This window comes from Pedobacter ginsengisoli (assembly GCF_030244015.1).
Classification (GTDB): domain Bacteria; phylum Bacteroidota; class Bacteroidia; order Sphingobacteriales; family Sphingobacteriaceae; genus Pedobacter; species Pedobacter ginsengisoli.
This window is the reverse complement of sequence record NZ_JASSYX010000002.1, coordinates 179,985-199,824: the sequence shown is the minus strand read 5'-3', so window position 1 is coordinate 199,824 and position 19,840 is coordinate 179,985. Positions and strand designations below refer to the sequence as shown.

Sequence of the window (19,840 nt, the reverse complement as noted above, 5' to 3'; positions counted from 1 at the left end):
TACCTTTGCGGGCAAATCAAGAAAAAAACAATACATGGCATTACAATGTGGTATAGTTGGTTTACCAAACGTGGGGAAATCTACTTTATTTAACTGCTTATCTAACGCAAAAGCGCAGGCTGCTAATTTTCCGTTCTGTACTATAGAGCCCAATATTGGGGTGATCACTGTTCCTGATGACAGATTGACAAAACTCGAGGAATTGGTGAAACCGAACCGCGTTGTTCCGAATACCATTGAAATTGTAGACATTGCCGGGCTGGTTAAGGGTGCTTCTAAAGGTGAAGGTCTGGGTAACCAGTTCTTGGGAAACATCCGCGCTACTAATGCCATTATCCATGTTTTGCGTTGTTTTGATGATGGCAATGTCATCCATGTGGATGGTTCTGTTGATCCGATCCGTGATAAGGAGATTATCGATACGGAATTGCAGCTGAAAGATCTGGACACAGTTGAAAAACGTATTCAGAAGGTGGAGAAGCTGGCTAAAACTGATAAGGACGCGAAGCGTACTTTTGAGATTTTGTCTGTGGTAAAGTCTCATTTGGAAAGCGGGAAATCGGTGCGCTCTGCGCCGCTTGCTGAAGAGGATTTTGACTTTATTCAGGATTTGGGTTTATTGACGCAGAAACCTGTGATGTATGTTTGTAATGTTGACGAAGGTTCTGTTGTAACCGGCAATGCCTATGTAGAGCGTGTTAAGGAAGCGGTTAAGGATGAAAATGCCGAAGTACTGGTTATTTCTGCCAAAATAGAGTCTGAGATTGCTGAGCTGGACAGTTATGAAGAGCGTCAGGAGTTTCTCGCTGATCTTGGTCTGACGGAATCTGGTGTAAATAAACTAATTAGGGCGGCTTACCGCTTGCTGGATCTGTATACATATTTTACTGCTGGCGTGCAGGAAGTCAGGGCATGGACCATTACCAAAGGGTTTACTGCTCCTCAGGCGGCTGGTGTGATCCATACTGATTTTGAGAAAGGCTTTATCCGTGCGGAGGTGATCAAGTATAATGACTTTGTGACTCTCGGTTCTGAGAATGCTTGTAAGGATGCTGGTAAGCTGGGTGTCGAGGGCAAGACGTATGTCGTTGAAGATGGCGACATTATGCATTTCCGTTTTAACGTTTAGTTATTAGAAAATAAAGCATTACTATTCAAAGGCTGCATCTTTTAGGCTCCCTGAAGGGGGAGCAAAAAGCGCTTATGCCTTTTCATAGAACGCATTATTTTCTTTCGCCTAAACCCGGGCGCTCCAACCTGCCTTTTTATGTTATGCATGACGGTTGACACTTCGTTTGCCCTTTCCCTCACCTCTTTTAAAAGCGTATCCTTTTAGTTTTTTTTTGCATCATGCCCAGCAAAATTTAGTGTTCTCAGAGAAGACATAGGACTCTGTGCGCTGTTTACATCAGTTATCTAATGTTTTCATCGGTGACGTAGCTATTGCTTCGCAATGGTCAGCGCACTAGGTCCAGTCTTCGAAGAGAATACTAAATTTTGTCCCTTTCCCTTCACCCCCTTTTAAAAGTGTATCCTTTTAGTTTTTTTTGCATCATGCCCAGCAAAATTTAGTGTTCTCAGAGAAGACATAGGACTCTGTGCGCTTCTTCAGCGCGCTAGGTCCAGTCTTCGAAGAGAATACTAAATTTTGCACCAAATAAGCAACAAAAACTAAAGCAAAACGCCTTTTAAAAACAACATCGCCATAGTAAAATAGATCAGCAAGCCCGTCACATCAACCAGCGTCGCTACAAATGGCGTTGACGATACAGCAGGGTCAGCGCCCAGCTTTTTAAGCAGCAAAGGAAGCATCGACCCCATCAGTGTTCCCCAAAGTACTACACCGATCAGGGAGCAGCCGACAACGAGCCCTATCAATGCCGGCTGGGCGAGAGATCCGGAGATGAGCTGCCAGCCCAGGATCACGCAGAAACTCAGGATGCAGAGCGTAGTGCCCAGAAAAATACCAGACACGATCTCCCTTCGCATGACACGCCACCAGTCTTTGATGGTCACCTCTCCCATCGCCATGGCCTGTATAATGAGTGTAGCAGCCTGTGATCCGCTATTGCCTCCGCTTGATATGATCAACGGGATAAAAGTAGCCAGGATCACCACCTTTTTGATCTGATCTTCGAAGTTTGACATCGCAAAAATGGTCAGCAGCTCGCCAAAGAACAGTACGATTAGCCATACGATCCTTTTCTGGTAAAGTTCAAAGACGGGCACGTCAAGGTAAGGTTCATCCAATGCCTGGGTACCCCCTATTTTATGAATGTCTTCCGCGTATTCTTCATTGGCGATCCACAAAATATCATCAACAGTCACTATGCCGAGCAATATGTTATTGTCGTCTACTACCGGCAGGGCGACCCGGTTGTTCATTCTGAAGGTATTGATGGCTTCTTCCTGGTGGTCATTTACTTTCAAAGCGATCAGACGCCGGTCTGTCAGGTCACCAATCTTTGCTTCAGGATCTGCAAGCAGTATTTCCCGGATACGGATGTCGTCAAGCAGCACACCATCTTTATCAATCACATAGATCACGTCTATCGTTTCAGAGTTTTTGCCATAGCGCCGGATATGGCTCAGGACGCGGTTTACGGTCCAGTCTTTCTTCACCGCTACGTAATCCGGAGTCATCAGCCTGCCCACACTGTCCTCTTCATACCCCAGCAGCGACAAGGCCTCTACCCTGTCTTTGGCAGGAAGCAGAACGATTAGCTTGGCTACCGCATCACCTTTCAATTCGCTGAATAAGGAAGTCCGGTCATCCGGGGGCAGCAGGTTGATCAGTTCGGCGAGTTTATTGCCGGATAGCTTTTTAATGATCTTCTCCTGGGTAGGAAAATCAAGGATACGGAATACGTTGACGGCTCTTTTAGCGGACAGGGTATCTATGAATTTTACGGCATACTGGGGGAGTTCATCTATGAGGTGCTCAACATCAGAAATATTGAGGTCATCCAAATAAATTTTCAATTGTGCGTCGTTTTCCTGCTCTAAAAGCTTTACGATATCCTCAACGATCATTTCTTCCATATGCCCTGATTTATTACATGATCTCTTATTGCTTTGCCGGATGCAAAAGTGTCTTTTTATTTTTAAAAATGACAGTTATAATGCGAAAAAGATTAGAATATATCCGGGCAATATACCACCGATATATTTGAATGAAAACTGAAACATTTAATATTAGTGCAATACCGATTTTTTTTATAATTTTAATTGACTGAATTTTTATTTAAAAAAAACGAACAAATATGGCTAAATAAGATCGTCGGTATTACCCATAAATCCCTAAATTATTATTAATCATCCCTAATCTAACCATTATGAATCTATCTTTTATTCAGCTGAAGCTGACCAAGCCTATTCCGATTATTCAGTTATCTTATCTTTTCAAACCACATAAGGAGTAGCTAATCCAATCTTAGGATCTGTATTGATATTCCCCGTATTGATTTTCTAGGGTAATATCTCCTGCAAAATTCAGTGTATGAATTTTTCCGGCACCGTTGTGTCCCTGAATTGGTATGTCCTGTCTTTGCTGCAGACCCGCAAAACCTCTGTAAATCACTCTATTTATTAACTAAATCAAATTTTACAATGAATTATTTATTCAGAAGTATACTGCAGCGCGCAGTAGCTTTGTCAATCCTGATCGTCCTCAGTTCGGCTGCGTATGCGCAATCGGTTATTACCGGAACTGTTTCGGACAACGACAAGAATACGCTGATTGGTGTGACCGTTACCGCTGAGGGCACGACGGTGAAGAGTCTGACGGATGCCAGTGGAAAATACACCATTAATGCTCCTCAAAATGCGAAAAGACTAGTTTTCAGTTATGTGGGCATGGAAACGCTGACGCTCGATATTGGTGGGAAAAGCGTGATTAACGCGGTGATGCAGTCGGCAAATAACCTGACTGAAGTGCAGATAGTCGGTTATGGATCTGTTAGGAAGAAGGACCTGACCGGTGCTGTAGCGACTTTAGCGGCAAAGGATTTTAACAAAGGTCCTTTGATCGCTCCTGATCAGCTGATCCAGGGCAAAATTGCCGGCGTGCAAATGATCAATAACAGTGGGCAGCCAGGCGGTTCTACTACGGTAAGAATCAGGGGAAATACTGCCATGACCGGTTCGGGGCAACCTTTGTACGTGGTAGATGGAATTGCTTTGGATGGCCGTTCAGCGAGACCATCGGCCAGTCCAGCCAGTGTTGGCGGTGTTAAAACCGATGCCGGTGGTGGTATTGGAGTTTCCCCTGGTGGAAATCCGTTAAATTTCATCAATCCAAATGACATTGCCTCAATGGAAATCCTCAAAGATGCTTCGGCTACTGCGATATATGGCTCCAGAGCGGCTTATGGGGTGGTTTTGATCACCACCAAACGTGGTGCGAGCGGCGGGGTAAAGCTGGATGTAAACGGATCTACTGGCATAAGTAATATGATGCGGCAGATTGATGTGCTTGATGGCAATGAATATCGGGCGGCATTGGGAAAATACGGCCTTACAAGTGGCGATTTTGGTGACAATGTAGACGCAATGGATGTCATTACCCGTACGGCTTACAATCAAAATTATTCAATTGGTCTGAGTGGCGGCGGCGATGGCAATACCTATCGTGCGTCTTTGGGCTATCAGGACCAGCAAGGGATCATCAGGAAGACAGGTTTGAAAAAATATACTGGTTCTTTTAATGGAAATTTCAAGTTCCTGGAAAGTAAAAACCTGGGGCTTGATGTAAACCTGCTGAGCAGCCAGTTTAATGAAAATATTGCTCCTATAACTACGACTGCTGGGTTTACGGGCAGTCTGATCAGTCAGGCCCTTTCCTGGAACCCTACTCAATCCATGAGAAATCCTGACGGTTCCTTATTCATCGAAGAGGGCAGGATCATTAATCCGCTGGCGATGTCTGAAGCTTACAGTGATAAATCAAAGACTTCGACCATATTGGGCAGTATTTCTCCTTATTATAAAATTGCTCCCTGGCTGGAATACCGCATGCTTGCGAGCATCAATTACAGCACCGGGGTCAGAAGGTCGTCTACCCGAAATTTTATCAATGTGGAGGGTGTGCATGAAAAACCGGAGGAGGGCTTTCTTGGTGGGTATGCCAGTTATTCAAATTCCGAACTGATCACACAGCAGTTTACCAATACGCTTAATTTTAATAAAGAAATTGCGTCAGACCTGAACTTAAATGCGCTCGTCGGTTATGAATATACCAATTATATCAATAAGGGCAGCAACATGAACGCTACAGGTTTCGGCAATATACCTGTAGATTATACGGATGCATTACAGGCTACTGAACCTGCAAACAGGAGAATGAGTTCCTATAATGACCCTGCTACGCAGCTGCAGTCTTATTTTGCCAGGGCAATCTTCAATTATGCGGACAAATATTTGTTGACTGCTACTTTTAGGGCAGATGGTTCAACTAAGTTTGGCGCTGATAATAAATATGGGTATTTCCCTTCTTTCTCGGCAGCCTGGAATATAAAGAATGAGGCCTTTCTTTCTGAAACCGGATGGCTGGACCAGCTGAAGATCAGAGCCGGGTATGGAAAGACCGGGAACCAGGAATTTCCGTCCGGATCTTCGCAGGAGCGCTATGCCTTTAATTATGAGGGAGGCCAGACTTTGAGAGGTGTAAACAACCAGAACGACAAATTAAAGTGGCAGGCTGATGAGCAAACTAATATTGGGATCGACTTCGGACTTTTTAAAAACAGGTTAACAGGTTCGGCAGATTATTTTAGAAAAACCACCACAGACCTGTTGTTTCCGCAGATCCCCTTTTATCCCTCAGCAGCAGGTGCTTCTGTAACCTGGGTAAATTTACCGGGAAAGATCAAAAACAACGGGCTTGAGCTGACATTAAACGGAAGCATCATTGACCGGGAGAATTTCAGCTGGTCATTGGGAGGCAACGCCACGTTTATCAAGAATAAAGTGGAAGACGTTACAGGAATCATCAAGACGGGCGCTTTGCATGGGCAGGGGATGAGTGACGTAACTCTGGAAGTGATCCAGAACGGCCTGCCCTTGTTTGCCATGGTGACCCGCCGTTATGAGGGACTGGATGGCAATGGTTTCTCTAAATATACAGATGACGGATTTACCCGTTATTACGTCGGTAATCCTAACCCAAGTGTGATATTGGGCATCAGTACAGATTTCAGGTATAAAAAACTATCATTAGGACTGAATTTTAATGGTTCCCTCGGACATGACATTTATAACAATACTGCAAATTCTGTATTGCCGATTACCAATCTGGGCACAAGAAACGTAGCATCGGCACTGTTAAATTCCGGCATACAGGAATCACTGGCCAATCCTATAGCTGCTTCTTCGCGGTATATTGAGAAAGGTGATTATCTCAAGCTGGCAAATGCTACTATCAGCTACAGTATTGGCAACATAGGCAATACAGTGAAAGGCTTAAACATTTATGTGAACGGTCAAAACTTATTTGTCCTGACCAATTATTCCGGTTTTGATCCAGAGGTAAATGTGGACAAAAGCGTGAATGGCGTTCCCTCTGCCGGTATTGAGTACATACCCTATCCATCAGCCAGAACGTTCAATTTCGGGGTAAATTTCTCTCTTTAATTTAAATATTCTCAGACATGAAAAATAGATATATAACAATCCTGTTGATTGCTGCATTGTCAATTGCAGGCTGTACAAAACTTGATGAAACACTTAATGGCGAGATCAATGAAGGTGCGGTAGGTTCCGAAAACGTGGCTGCAGTATTAAATGCGAGCTATAATGCGATGCGCGCACCATTTCAGGGCCCTTACGGTTTCTGGGCTTTACAGGAATTCCCAACGGACGAAGCGATGGCTCCTACCCGCGGTGGTGATTGGGATGACGATGGCGCATGGAGAGCACTTCACTTGCACAAATGGGATTCTGACCATACCCGTATTCATAGCGTTTTCAGGGATCTCGGCAGTGCAAACTATGTGGCGACCAGCGTACTTCAGTTCAACCCAACAGCTCAGCAAGCTGCTGAAGCAAGGTTTATCCGGGCGTTTTCTGAATTTGCTGTTCTGGATGGCTGGGGGCAGGTGCCCTACCGTGATCCGGGGGAAGATGTCACGAAACCATCAAGGGTGAGGAATGCGGCGGCGGAGATTGACTATCTGATCGCAGAGCTGACGGCGATTCTTCCTGATTTACCCGAAGGCCCGGTAACCAGCGCAAATAAAGATGCGGCGAGAATATTATTAATGAAATGCTACCTCAATAAGGGCGCGTTTCTGAACCGCGCAGCACCAACGTTTGATGCTGCCGATATGGCTAAAGTCATTACTCTTGCTGACGAAATCATTGGCACTAATAAATATATTTTAGCGCCAAATTATTTTGACAATTTTGCGCCTGCCAACGACGTATCAAAAGAGAACATTTTTACAGGCCGTAACGCGGGGGGCTCCGATGCAGGGGGCCTGAATGCCATGTGGGTAGCGCCTCTGCATTACAATCAAAATCCAAGCGGCAACAATGGTTTTTGTACACTCTCTGACTTTTATGGCAAATTTGAAAGTGCGGATTCCAGAAGAGGTGGTGCATATCCCGGAGTGACCAATGTATCGGGTGTCAGGGTTGGTTTCTTGATTGGTCAGCAGCTGAATCAAAATGGGGTGGCTTTAAAGGACAGAAGGGGCAATAATTTGATTTTCACGCCTGAAGTCAACATCATTGAACGGGATCAGAACCGTCTGGAAGTTGCGGGAATACGTGTCATCAAATATCCGATAGATTATGCCAACTCGGGCTCAGGAAAGCCGGAAAATGACTGGGTCTATTACCGCTATTCAGATGTTTTACTGATGAAAGCCGAGGCGCTGCTGAGAACGCAGCAAGCTGTATTGGCCTTGCCTCTAGTCAACCAGGTAAGAACGAAAAGAGGTGCAACAATTTGGGCCGATTTGACGCTTGATAAGTTATTGGATGAACGTGGCCGTGAGTTTTTCTGGGAAGGTGTAAGAAGGCAGGACCTGATCCGTTTTGGAAAATTCCTTACTCCATGGCAGGAAAAACCAACTGATGATCCAAAAAACCTTGTTTTCCCGATACCGTCTAATCAGCTTGCAAATCCAAATTATACCCAGAATCCTGGTTATTAAATGGAGCTGATGATTAATCCCGGGCTTTATGGTCCCGGGATTAATTTTTTTGATTCCGGCGGGATCTGTTATGATAAGATCAGCTGGCTTGCTAAAGCAAATACAGATACGTTTCGATTACCAATAATTAACATTGCTGAAGCGAGGGCAATTGATTAAATTTGTGTTATAGAAAAAGTATATGCAAAAAATATATATGGGGGATGTGGGCCCTAAAGTTTCTCCTGCTATTTACGGATTTTACAGATGGAATGATGTTAAAGATGCCGATACGGTCTTAAAGAAAATTGTACACCTCTGTCTGGAACTGGGGATCAATACTTTCGAACACGGAGATAATTACGGTTCCTATAAATGCGAAGAGTTTTTTGGAAACCTGCTGAGTGAAGGTGCCTTTAAAAGAGAAGATATAATCCTTTTCACCAAATGCGGCCTGAAGGTTCCCAATCCGCTAAGCCCGGAGATCAGGATCCGGCATTATGATACTTCAGCTGACCATATCACTAAAAGTGTAGAGTCTTCTTTAAAGAAACTGAGAACGGATTATATAGATATCTTTTTGCTGGACAAACTGGATGCGATATCGAACCTGGAGGAAACTGCACTGACCCTGGAGAAACTGAAAGATTCGGGAAAGATCAAGAACATCGGCGTGGCGAATTTCTCTGTATTCCAGCACCAGCTGCTGACTTCCTACCTCACAAAACCTATTGTAACCAATCATATAGAACTCAACCTGCTGAGCACACAGGCGCTGGACAACGGCCAGATCGACTATATCAAGCAGCGATACATGCGGCCTCTGGCCTATGCACCGCTGGCTGAGGGAAGAATAGCTACCGGGACAGACAAGCAGGCTGTTAAAGTGAGGGAAAAACTGGAGGAACTGAGCACTAAATATAATGCTGATATTGAGTCTCTTGCGGTGGCATGGCTGGTAAAACTGGGTGCACTGCCTTTGATCGGTACTACTAATGAGCAAAGGATAAAAAATGCGGTCAATGCTTTTTCCATTCAATTAGATCATCAGGACTGGTATGACCTGTATAATGTTTCTGTTGAAAACCAAATTAAATAAATTGCATACTTCTGCATAAATATGAAAAAGCCATAGAGATCAATCATATCATTTTATATATTTGCATCCCATTGTCTCCGTAGTTCAATGGATAGAATTCTGGTTTCCGGTACCAGCGATATGAGTTCGAATCTCGTCGGGGACACATAGTTTAACACTGAAATATTATGGTGTACAAGTTTTTTAGAAAAAAGGGGTTCGGATTTGTATCCGGAACCCCTTTTTTCTAAATAACCATATTAACCCGTAATGCATTTTTTCCGGTCATGACACTACTGGTATCTATTTCCGCACTAGCCTGTACTTACGCATCCTTTTTCACCTTCCAGCCACTGGGCAGATCGTCACTCGATGCCACATTACCCCAGGGATAGCGTTTTTTTGCTGAAGGAATTGTCATTTGGATGGTTTCGGCAAAACATGGTGCTTAACAGCCCATTCATTCCACATTTCGCTCAATTCCTTTACTTTATCCGGGTATTGGGCAGCCAGGTCATTCAGTTCGCTGTAATCCCTGGACAGATCGTATAGCTGCCATTTTTTATTCGGCCCTGCTACTACAAGCTTCCAATTCTGCACCCTTACATACTTGCTGCCTTCATGTTCGTTAAATAAAGCCACGTGCCCGGGAGCTTTATTCCCGGCGAATAATGGCGCAAGACTTTTTCCTTCGAGCGGTGTAATCGCATTCCCATTGTACTCCCGGGGATATTTGACTCCTGCCACATCAATAAATGTGGCCATGAAATCCATCACATGACCGATCTGTGCTGTTTTGCTTCCTTTTGCCTTAATGCCGGCAGGCCATGAAACGATCATCGGCGTATGCACTCCGCCCTCAAGAGACTGGGACTTCCACAGCCTGAAAGGAGTATTGGATACATTTGCCCAGGCCGGTCCGATTGAAAAAAAAGTAGTCTGCGGTCCGGGCATCACAGTTTTGTCTGTTGCATAAGAAATTTTCTGGCCGTCGCGGGTTTGCCCCGGCCTGTCAAAACCCGGTCCGTATTTGTCTGAAAGTTCGGCGCTCGCACCATTGTCGCTTAAAAATACAAAAATGGTATTGTCCATCTCACCCGTTTCCTCGAGGGCTTTGATGACCCGGCCAATTCCCTGGTCCATCCGGTCAATCATCGCTGCGTGAACCGCCATTGCTCTGGCATCCCATTCTTTATTGGGGTTAGCCTCCCATGTCATCTGGGAAGGATTACGGGGAGATAGTTTTACCTTTTCTGGATCAATGAGACCAAGGCTCACCATTTTTTTATAACGGTTTTCCCTGATTATATCCCAGCCGGCTTTGTAGGTATCCTTATATTTTTCTATGTCTTCGGCAGGTGCCTGAATAGGCCAGTGCGGCGCATTGTGCGCGATATAGAGGAAGAACGGCTGGCCAGTTTTACTGAACTCGCGCACGTACCCGGCTGCTTTATCGTTGATTGCATCCGTATGATAATAGTTTTTTGGGACACTTTTAACCGGGGTGGTACCTTCTACCAGACTGAAGGGATCATAGAAATCAATAACCCCCCAAATCGTGCCGTAAAATTTCTCAAATCCCCGGCTTACCGGATATTGATCTGCTGGTGAGAACAGGGGATGCTCGGCCTGGTGATTCAACCATTTCATCTGGTCTTCATGATTGCCCTGGACAATGGTATTAGACACATGCCATTTACCGGTCATCGCTGTATGATATCCCGATTGTTTCAGCACCTCGGCAATGGTCACTGTATTTTTGCCCAGATACCCCCGGTAACCCGTGTCATTTTGCGGAGTGGTCATATCTCCGATACCGGCATCATGGTTGTATAAACCTGTAAGCAAAGAGGCGCGTGTGGGGCAGCATCTGGAAACGTTATAGAATTGGGTAAATTGCATACCTTGTTTTGCAATACGGTCCAGGTTTGGTGTATTGATCTCTCCGCCGTAGCAACCCAGATCAGAGTATCCCAGATCATCTGCCAGAATCAGGACAATGTTTGGTTTTTCGTTTTTCTTTTTCTGCGCCATTGCTTCTGCAGCGCTTATGACAGTTAGCCCGGTTAAAAGACAGACTGCGATAAAATTATTTATATGTGCTTTAATCCCCATTTTTCTAAATTATAAAATGCTTCAAAAATGTTTAAATGATGGGAGTGACTTCCACCAGGAGGATAGCTCCGATTTTAATTGTTTTGCAATCCCAACGTTTTCTGTACTGACATTGGTGGTTTCATCTTTGTCCTTTATTATATTGTAGAGTTGCACATCAGAACCGTCAATGTTCATCAGTAACTTCCATTCCCCGGAACGCACAGCGAGGTTAGGGCTCCGGTTCGGAGCTTTCGGGTACTTATACGCTATATCATTTCTGCCATACTCCCAAAACATGTTCTTTTTTCGTAGAGAAGGGCGCCCTGTAAATACCTTGCTCCTGTCAATCCCATCGCCCTTATAGCCTGCAGGAAGTTTTACGCCCGCCATACTGGCCAATGACGGCAACAAGTCAATCGCACTGATTTCAGAAAGGCTATCTGTTTTACCTGCCGGAATGTGGCCCGGCCAGCTGATGAGGAACGGCATTCTTATTCCTCCCTCATAAAGCGAAAGCTTCGACCCCCTTAAGCTGGCGGTACGGCTGCCTCTGAAACTTGGCAAAGGGCCATTGTCGCTGGTGAAAATGATGATGGTATTTTTATCCTCTCCTATTTCCTTTAAACCCGCCATAAGCCGGCCGATCTGTTTGTCCAGCTCCTTCAAAACCAGCTTAAATGCGGCTTCAGTCTCCGGCCCCATTGGAAATTTTCCGTTATATCCTTCTCCGGCCATCGGCACCCATGGCGTATGTACATCATCTGGCCATAAATTGATGAAACACGGCTTACCCTTGCGGCTTTTCATAAAATCAAGCGTTTTATCTACAAAATACTTTGTCCTGCCCCATCGCTTAATGCTGTCCTTGTCAGACCAGATCCAGTTGGTAGCTGTAATCAACGGATCGGGATCCGGACTCTCATAAGTGCTTGCATGCGCATCATAACCATACTTTTCAAACCCGGGTGCATCTTTAACATCCCTGCCGCCACCCATGTGCCATTTACCAAAATGAGCGGTAGCATAACCCCCGGTTTGAAAAATCCGGGCTATGGAAGGCGCATCAGGATTGAGAAAATCAGCCTGTTCAGCTTCCCTGTTATGTTTTCTATTGTCAAGATAGGTGCTAAAATTCCACCTGCCTGGATACATTCCGGTCAGCAAACTTGCCCGGGATGGAGAACATATGGGCGCACCGCTGTAATACTGATTAAGCATTAAACCATTTCTTGCCAAACGGTCGATGTTTGGTGTGGGCACGAAGTTGCCACCAAATGCAGAGACGTCACTATACCCCATATCATCCGTCAGTATGATGATCACATTGGGCTGCCTGGTCTGGGAAATGACGAGCAACGGAATCAGTATACAATACAACAGCAGGAGGCTTAATACAAGTTTCTTCATATTATCAGGGATGATCGGTCTTTAAAGAACAATACCAAAATAAATATAAGAAATAACGGGCTTACAACGAACTGATTACTGAATTACTGTGCCGGATCGTCAGATATGGCTGAATCATCGATTTGTGAAAAGCCAGAGGCTTTTCACCTGCCAGGATCTTATTAGGCCATGACGGGTCCGCCAGGGCGGCTCTTCCCAGTGCCAGGATATCACCATGACCTTCGCTCAGAAGCTGTTCTGCTTTATGAAGATCATGCATTCCACCGTTTGCAATCACCGGAAGCCCGGTAATCTGCCTGGCGATCCCGCTGAAGGAGGATCCATCCTCATAAAGACATTCTCTTGCCCAATTGCCACCTTCTGCTGCAATGTGTATATAGTCAAGCTGCGTTTTTGCTGCTTCCTCAAGGATTTCAGTTGCTGTTTGGGGTCCACCGGGCAAACGGTAAGGAAGATTGTTGACCTTGCTTTCTGATAGGCGCAGGCCGATGATAAAATCAGCGCCTGTCCTTTCCCGGATCCCATCAATAATGGCTGCGATCAGTCGGAATCTATTGGCCATCCGACCGCCGTAATTGTCTGTCCGGAAGTTGCTGTAGCCCGTGAGGAACTGATCCAGGAGATAACCATTGGCGGCATGGATTTCCACACCGTCAAACCCGGCTTCTTTCGCATGCTGTGCCGCAAGCACAAACCCTTCTGTTGTTTTCTCCAGGTCTTCATTGCTCATTTCCAATGGTACCGGATAAGGCCCGGGCTTTCCGCCAGAGCCTGTATTTCGTTCTCCCTGAGGCTGAAAGGGTGACGCAGAAATGGTCTGCTCCAGCATTTCTGAAAGGGATCCGGCATGCATAAGCTGACAGATGAAAAGTGCACCATGTTTTTTTACACGGTATGTGATTTTTTTCCACGCGCTGACCTGGCCTTTATTTACAATACCCGGTTGATTTGGGTTGCAGCGACTGAAATGGTCATCGGTATAGGTGCCTTCCGAGATGATCATCCCGAAACCACCTATTGCAAAGTTTTCATAGTAAGCGGCCATCAGGTCATTTGGCTCACCAGATGTTTCGGCACTATTGCGGGTCATTGGTGCTACCGCCAGCCTGTTTTCTAAATTTAATTTACCTTGATTTAATGAAGAGAAAATTTGATGTTTCATAGTTCCGGTCTTGTATTAGGTTTTCCAAAAAAATGATCTGCGGCATATTTACCACCGCCACTGATTACCAGTGACAGCGCCATGCCCATCATCAGCAAGTCAAACTCAAAGCCTTCAAAACCAGGAGGGTTTGCCCCAAACCAGTCCATGAAAAACCCGGCCTGCCAGTGATGGGTAATGATGATACCAGTGAACAGCATAATGACCACTAAGCTCAGTATCCTGGTTCCCAACCCCAGTACAATGGCTATAGAACCAAAGAATTCCATCACGATGACCAGAAACCCGATCAGTGCCGGCAGATGCACTGTCTCTGTAAAATAATTCATGGTGTTACCAAATCCGTGGCCGCCATATATGCCCAGCAATTTCTGGGCACCATGAGCCCATAATATTAAACCTAAAGTCAGACGGATGATCAGTGCTGAGTAATCTTCAGCAGCCCGCAATTTGTTCTTTGTGATTTTATTAAGCATAACCTGTGTTTTTATACCACAAAGTTCCAGGCTTAAAATCTTAATCTCATGAAACCAGGTTAATAAAACAGAGCGGCTTAAATCTGCTTTCGGTGTGCTGCTCGTCTTCTGATCTTACTGAGGAATTGCGGACTAATACCCAGATAAGAGGCAATCAGGTACTGAGGCACGCGGTTTTGAAATCCCGGATAGCGCTTTAGAAAAGTACTGTACCGCTCCTCTGCGGTAGCGCTGATCTGTTCCATGGTCCTGGATTGCAGGGAGACAAATGCATTCTGAAACAAAATTCTGTAATACCTTTCCATTCCCCTGATGGTATTGAGCAAACGATCAAGATCAGGTTTAAAGATCTGGAGAATCTGGCTATCCTCCAGGGCGGTTATGGTATAGATAGAAGGTTTTTCACTTAAAAAGCTGTAAAAATCACTGATATACCAGTTCTCCACACCAAAGCTGGCTACATGCTCTGCACCCTGGCTGTCCACATAGGACATTTTGAAGCACCCGCTGATGATAAAGGTTTCATGTCTGCAGATTTCACCCGGCGACAGGATATGTTCATGCTTGTGAATAGTTTTTGACTTGAATGCCCGCAGAATGATTTCCGCCTCATCCTGGTCTATATCTGCATGTGCATGAATATGTTCAAGCAATTCCGCGCTCATCTTTTGTGGTTCATAAGGTAAATATAGCCAAGTCACCGCTTTTTTACATCATCATTGACGGATATGAAATATCTTTATCCCGAATAAACTCACCGATATTATGGCCCGAATATTTTTGATACCAGCGTTGCTTTTAGCACTTGCAGGAGAAGTTGCCGCACAGCAGACAGTACCAGCCCAAACCAATCCTCCTGCCCGGCAAAGACGGGGTCCAAGGCCCTTTCAGCTCAGCATCATCAACAATTCCGGCACAGCAGTAGACACCAGTGCAAACGGGGTATTAAAAACCGTGTTTAACAAGGTTTATCCGGCATTTGCGCAGGCAGACGGATACCGTACCAAACGCGAAGTCACACTGGAAGTATCCGATAAATTTGAGGGGGCTATTAGTGCTAAGGCAGGTGAAATCATCATCAATAGCAACTGGTTAAAAAACAATCCGGATAAACTGGAAAAGGCACTGATGTCCCAGTTCTCTAAAAACTGGGTTTCAGCCGATACCATTAAGAAAGGCAAATACCAGCTGGTCTTCATCAGTAAAGCCCCTGAATTTGATCCGGCTGTCAAAGAAAACCTGATCAGGACCTATTTCAAGATCTATCCTAAACTTGTTAAAATGTTCAATGACAGTTCTACCAGAAATGTACTTTTTGTGGTAGACACCGCCTACAAAGGAGTAGCTGAGGCCAGCGGCAACAGAATCCTCTTTAGTGCCGCTTATATGAAATCACACCCTACAGACATTGACGTAGTGACCCACGAAACCATGCACATCGTGCAGGGATATGGTTATGGATCCGGACCGGTATGGCTTACAGAAGGAATTGCCGACTATGTCCGTTATAAATTTGGAGTAGACAACATTGGCTCCAAATGGGCGCTGCCGGAGTTTAAAGAATCACAGAGCTATAAAAACAGCTACCGCATCACTGCCCGCTTTTTTGAATGGCTGGAGCAAAATGTTAAAAAAGGCCTCATTGCGACCCTGGACGATCAGCTGAGAAAGCATGAGTATACAGAACAGTCCTGGGCAAACCTGACCGGGAAAACTGTTGATGAACTTTGGCTGGCTTATTCCAAATCCCCTGCAGTAAAGCTTAAATACAGCGGGTCAGCGAAATAAGTAATAGAAATGTTATATAACATTTTGATGACATGATTTTTCTACAATAAATGTTCATTTGTTGAAAAAAAATCATGCCCTCTGATCAGAAAAAAGCATCTTCTATTTTACTTGTTGTCCTGGCCTTTCTCATAGTTTATGCGGTATGGGGCTCAACTTATTTTTTCATAGCGAGAGCACTTCAGGGCTTTCCGCCCTTCTTTTTAGGCACCTTTCGCTTTATTGTGGCGGGTTTGCTTCTGCTGGGATGGTGCAAGCTTAGCGGCACAGCCATCTTTGACCGGAGAAACCTGTGGAGTGCCGGGATCAGCGGGGTATTGATGCTTGGTGTGGGCAACGGGATCGTCATCTGGGTCGAACAGTTTATGACCAGCGGATTGGTGGCGATCATGGTCTCCTCTGCGGCCATCTGGTTTGTCATCCTGGACAAAAAACTCTGGAAACAGAACTTCAGCAACAAATTTACTGTAGCCGGGCTGATCATCGGTTTCCTTGGCGTCATCCTTTTGTTCTGGGAGCAACTCTCTGGTTTTGAAGTGGGGCAAGACAAAAGAACTATATTGGGCATGGCCCTGCTGGTTATAGGACCAATCGGCTGGGCAGGCGGTTCACTGTATTCCAAATATCACCCTGGTACAAACACCAGCGCAGCTGTGTCTACAGGATGGCAAATGCTCATCGCCGGGCTCTTTTTCCTCCCGGCCAGTATCATTTCAGGAGAACTGAGCCAGTTCCGCTTTCAGGATGTACCTGCCAGTGCCTGGTGGTCTGTTTCCTATCTGATCGGGTTTGGCTCCATACTGGCTTTCAGTGCTTATGTTTGGCTGCTGCAGGTCAGGCCCGCCACCCAGGTCAGCACCTATGCTTATGTGAATCCCGTGGTCGCGGTATTGCTGGCAGTATTTTTTGCGGATGAAGTGATCAGTGCTACACAGATTACCGGTTTGGTGGTCATTCTCGGTAGTGTCCTGCTCATCAACCTTTCGAAATATAAAAAAGCGCCTGCCGCTTAAAACAAACAAAGCAGCAGGCTTGCTTAATGTTGTTTTTGAGCGATCGCGTAGTATTTGAGGTCGACAATATCATTGGGCAATGCCTGGGTATTCCATGATTTATGAATGGCCAGTGCTGCTCCTACAGCGGTGGCCTGGGCCATGTAGGCGGCAAAAACTTCCAGTTCAGGAAATGCCCGTGCAAGCAGATTCATGAATATAGCATTCTTACTAAAACCACCATCCACAAATATCCGCTTTACATTAGTTCCGCTGAGTACCATATTTGTAGAAACATACTGCTGGTTCACCAGATCAAGAATCAATTGATGATAGGCCAGGGTGTCTGAAGAATATTCATTAAGGTCTCTGCCGGCAAATGAAGCCCCATCAACCAGGCCGTCGTTCCTTCTTTCCAGCTCTTCAATTAAAGCTGCCTCGTAAGATACAGAGCGATAGCTGATCACATCAGTACCAAAATGCGCAGCAATCCTTTTCACTTGCTGCTCATGTTCATAACCTGTAAACAAGCGTGAAGCCTTCACCGGTTTACCCTCATACTGCAAATAGCAGAGACAATCATTCTTCAGCTCTTCCGCCGTTAGCGGCGAGGAGTTGAAAGGGTTTAAACTGATGCACCAGGTTCCGGTTGACAGCAATATGAATGGCTCGCTAAAACTCACCAGGTAAGGTATCAGCGCAGCTGAACTGTCGTGCAGGCCAGCACCCACACCATAATTGTTGCCTGGAAAGGCAGCCGGCATTACACTGTCCGAAGGTACAATAGGTGCCAGTTTTTCTAAAATGCCTTCTTTCTCCACCCATTCATGGTACCTGTTCTTACTGAAATCCCAGAGATTGGTATGGCAGCCAATACTTGTGATATCCGAATAAGCTTCCCCTGAAATCAGGCAACTCAAATACTGCGGCAAATGAAGTGCATACTTAATTTGCTTAAACAATTCCGGTTTTTCGTGTTTGATCCGGTAAATCTGCATTCCTGAATTCAGGCTGCCCAGAACAGGGGAAGCAGTCAGGTTTGAAAAGACTTCCTCGCCCCCATAATCACTGTAGAACTTATTCTTTAATTCCTCCGGATATTCCTTCAGGTAATTGTACAACGGTGCCAACGGTTTTCCATCTTCATCGATATACACAAAACTTGCTCCGTAAGTCGCAAAGTTAATTGCCCTGATCTCAAACTCCGTGTTCTTAAATACTTCGCGAAGTGAATCAAAAACCGACAGCCTCAGGCTCTCCAGGTTCTCGCAGGCATCACCGTCTTCATCCAGTGTTTCGATAAACCTTGCCGATTTTTCAAAAACGATCTTATAACGTTCATCAAAAAGAAACAGCTTCTTATTTGTTTTACCTACATCAAAAACCGCTATAACCGGAGTTCTTTTCATTTCCAATCCCATTAAACTAGAGTCCCGTTGCCACTGTCTTAGCTCCTCTGTTTTTAATCAGTTCCTCTCTCACATTATATTTTCTATACACATCGATCGGCGATAAGGCGGCACCTGAACGCAAACGGGCCTCTGCAACCAGCGCCCGAAGATCTGTCCGGAAAGCATTTTGTAAAATCTCCTGGGCACGCACCACGTCATTAACAGCCTGCGCTTCCTGCAATGCTACCCTGTCTACAGACAGCGCCTGCGCATAGGCGATCATAATGGCTTCTACAGATTGCAGCAGATCTTCCAGCGGATCTTTCACATTGTGTGAAGCATCGATCATCCATCCCAGATCTTCGCGATGGTTCATGCCTCTGGCGTCCATTCCTTCTACCAGCTCATTAAAAATGAGAAACAGCTGATATGGTTTCATGCTGCCTGCGGTGAGGTCATCATCACCATATTTGGAGTCGTTAAAGTGGAAACCGCCCAGCTTTTCTTCCATGAGCAATAAGGAAACAATCTGCTCTATATTTGCGTTCGGCAGGTGGTGACCCAGATCTACCAGTGTAAAGGCCTTAGGCCCGAGTTTAGAGGCATACAGTAAAGATTGGCCCCAATCACCCACCGTTGTTGAATAAAAATTAGGTTCAAAGGCTTTGTACTCGACAAATACCTTCCAGTCTGCAGGCAATGCGGCATAGATTTCTCTCAAACCTTCCAGTGTATTTTGGAAGGCCTTTCTGAAATTTAGCTGCCCTGGAAAGCAGGAGCCGTCCGAAAGCCAAACCGTCAATGCTTTTGATCCAAGTTCTACGCCCTGGCGAATCACTTCAATATTATGGTCAACAGCTTGCTTCCTTACCGCTTTGTCGACATGCTGCAGCGAACCAAATTTATAGCTCTTTGCCTGGTCCGGCTGATCCTGAAAGGTATTGGAGTTCATCGCGTCAAAGCGCAGCCCATGTTGTGCAGCGAGTGCTTTTATTCCGGCAGTGTTTTCTACGGTATCCCAGGGAATGTGCAGGGAAACGGCACCACTTGATCCGTTTAATCTATGCAATAAGCCAATGTCTTCAATTTTTTCTTCAATGTTGCGGGGCTCACCTCCAGAAGAGAAACGGCCAAAACGTGTACCACCTGTACCCAATGCCCAGCTTGGTATGGCAATCTGGAAATCTACCAGTTTTTGAATGATCGCTTCCGCATCGTTTACTTCCGATTTCACAAAAGAAAGCCTGCTGTTGTGTTTGGTGAGTTGCTCGCTGTTCAACGATTTGATATGATAGTTTTCTATTTTCATGTTTC

14 protein-coding genes and 1 tRNA gene are annotated in these 19,840 nt (G+C 45.3%); 7 read left to right on the top strand and 8 right to left on the bottom strand.

The window, feature by feature from the left end; all coding sequences use genetic code 11:
* Positions 1-34: 34 nt before the first annotated feature.
* Positions 35-1,129 (top strand): redox-regulated ATPase YchF, encoded by a 1,095-nt coding sequence (gene ychF, locus QEP08_RS08035; protein ID WP_285057166.1) that lies wholly within the window; start codon positions 35-37, stop codon positions 1,127-1,129.
* Between the two features lie 542 nt (positions 1,130-1,671).
* Here ychF and mgtE read toward each other — a convergent pair.
* Positions 1,672-3,042, bottom strand: a complete 1,371-nt coding sequence (gene mgtE / locus QEP08_RS08030; protein WP_285057164.1) for a magnesium transporter — start codon at positions 3,040-3,042, stop codon at positions 1,672-1,674.
* A 567-nt stretch (positions 3,043-3,609) separates the two neighbouring features.
* Here mgtE and QEP08_RS08025 point away from each other — a divergent pair.
* The 4 genes from QEP08_RS08025 (at position 3,610) to QEP08_RS08010 (ending at position 9,379) form a co-directional block, all read left to right on the top strand.
* Positions 3,610-6,630, top strand: a complete 3,021-nt coding sequence (locus QEP08_RS08025) for a SusC/RagA family TonB-linked outer membrane protein (RefSeq protein ID WP_285057162.1) — start codon at positions 3,610-3,612, stop codon at positions 6,628-6,630.
* Between the two features lie 17 nt (positions 6,631-6,647).
* Positions 6,648-8,156, top strand: coding sequence for a RagB/SusD family nutrient uptake outer membrane protein (locus tag QEP08_RS08020; RefSeq protein ID WP_285057160.1), 1,509 nt, complete (start codon positions 6,648-6,650; stop codon positions 8,154-8,156).
* A 181-nt stretch (positions 8,157-8,337) separates the two neighbouring features.
* A complete protein-coding gene (locus tag QEP08_RS08015; protein ID WP_285057158.1) occupies positions 8,338-9,234 on the top strand; it encodes an aldo/keto reductase in 897 nt (298 codons plus the stop codon).
* A 73-nt stretch (positions 9,235-9,307) separates the two neighbouring features.
* Positions 9,308-9,379 (top strand) — tRNA-Arg (locus tag QEP08_RS08010).
* Positions 9,380-9,630: 251 nt separating this feature from the next.
* Here the strand turns inward: QEP08_RS08010 and QEP08_RS08005 are convergent.
* The 5 genes from QEP08_RS08005 to QEP08_RS07985 form a co-directional block, all read right to left on the bottom strand.
* Complete coding sequence (locus QEP08_RS08005) at positions 9,631-11,328, bottom strand: arylsulfatase (protein ID WP_285057157.1); 1,698 nt, start codon at positions 11,326-11,328, stop codon at positions 9,631-9,633.
* 21 nt (positions 11,329-11,349) lie between these two features.
* Positions 11,350-12,717, bottom strand: a complete 1,368-nt coding sequence (locus tag QEP08_RS08000; RefSeq protein WP_285057156.1) for a sulfatase-like hydrolase/transferase — start codon at positions 12,715-12,717, stop codon at positions 11,350-11,352.
* 61 nt (positions 12,718-12,778) lie between these two features.
* Positions 12,779-13,879: an oxidoreductase gene (locus tag QEP08_RS07995; RefSeq protein WP_285057155.1), complete on the bottom strand. Its 1,101-nt coding sequence runs from the start codon at positions 13,877-13,879 to the stop codon at positions 12,779-12,781.
* On the bottom strand, positions 13,876-14,355 hold the full coding sequence (locus QEP08_RS07990) for a DoxX family protein (RefSeq protein WP_285057154.1): 480 nt from the start codon (positions 14,353-14,355) through the stop codon (positions 13,876-13,878). Before QEP08_RS07990 ends, QEP08_RS07995 begins: the two co-directional genes overlap by 4 nt.
* Before the next feature lie 77 nt (positions 14,356-14,432).
* Positions 14,433-15,020 (bottom strand): Crp/Fnr family transcriptional regulator, encoded by a 588-nt coding sequence (locus tag QEP08_RS07985; RefSeq protein WP_285057152.1) that lies wholly within the window; start codon positions 15,018-15,020, stop codon positions 14,433-14,435.
* Between the two features lie 100 nt (positions 15,021-15,120).
* On the opposite strand from QEP08_RS07985, the gene QEP08_RS07980 reads away from it, so the two are divergent.
* Both QEP08_RS07980 and QEP08_RS07975 read left to right on the top strand, forming a co-directional pair.
* A complete protein-coding gene (locus QEP08_RS07980) occupies positions 15,121-16,143 on the top strand; it encodes a basic secretory protein-like protein (protein WP_285057150.1) in 1,023 nt (340 codons plus the stop codon).
* Positions 16,144-16,217: 74 nt separating this feature from the next.
* Positions 16,218-17,156 carry an EamA family transporter gene (locus QEP08_RS07975; protein WP_285057149.1) on the top strand — a complete coding sequence of 313 codons (939 nt, stop codon included), beginning with the start codon at positions 16,218-16,220 and terminating at the stop codon, positions 17,154-17,156.
* A gap of 23 nt (positions 17,157-17,179) precedes the next feature.
* Here the strand turns inward: QEP08_RS07975 and QEP08_RS07970 are convergent, their stop codons facing one another.
* The gene (locus tag QEP08_RS07970) at positions 17,180-18,544 is read right to left on the bottom strand and encodes an FGGY-family carbohydrate kinase (protein ID WP_285057147.1); all 1,365 of its coding nucleotides are present in this window, start codon (positions 18,542-18,544) and stop codon (positions 17,180-17,182) included.
* Between the two features lie 16 nt (positions 18,545-18,560).
* Complete coding sequence (locus QEP08_RS07965) at positions 18,561-19,835, bottom strand: sugar isomerase (protein ID WP_285057146.1); 1,275 nt, start codon at positions 19,833-19,835, stop codon at positions 18,561-18,563.
* Positions 19,836-19,840 lie beyond the last annotated feature (5 nt).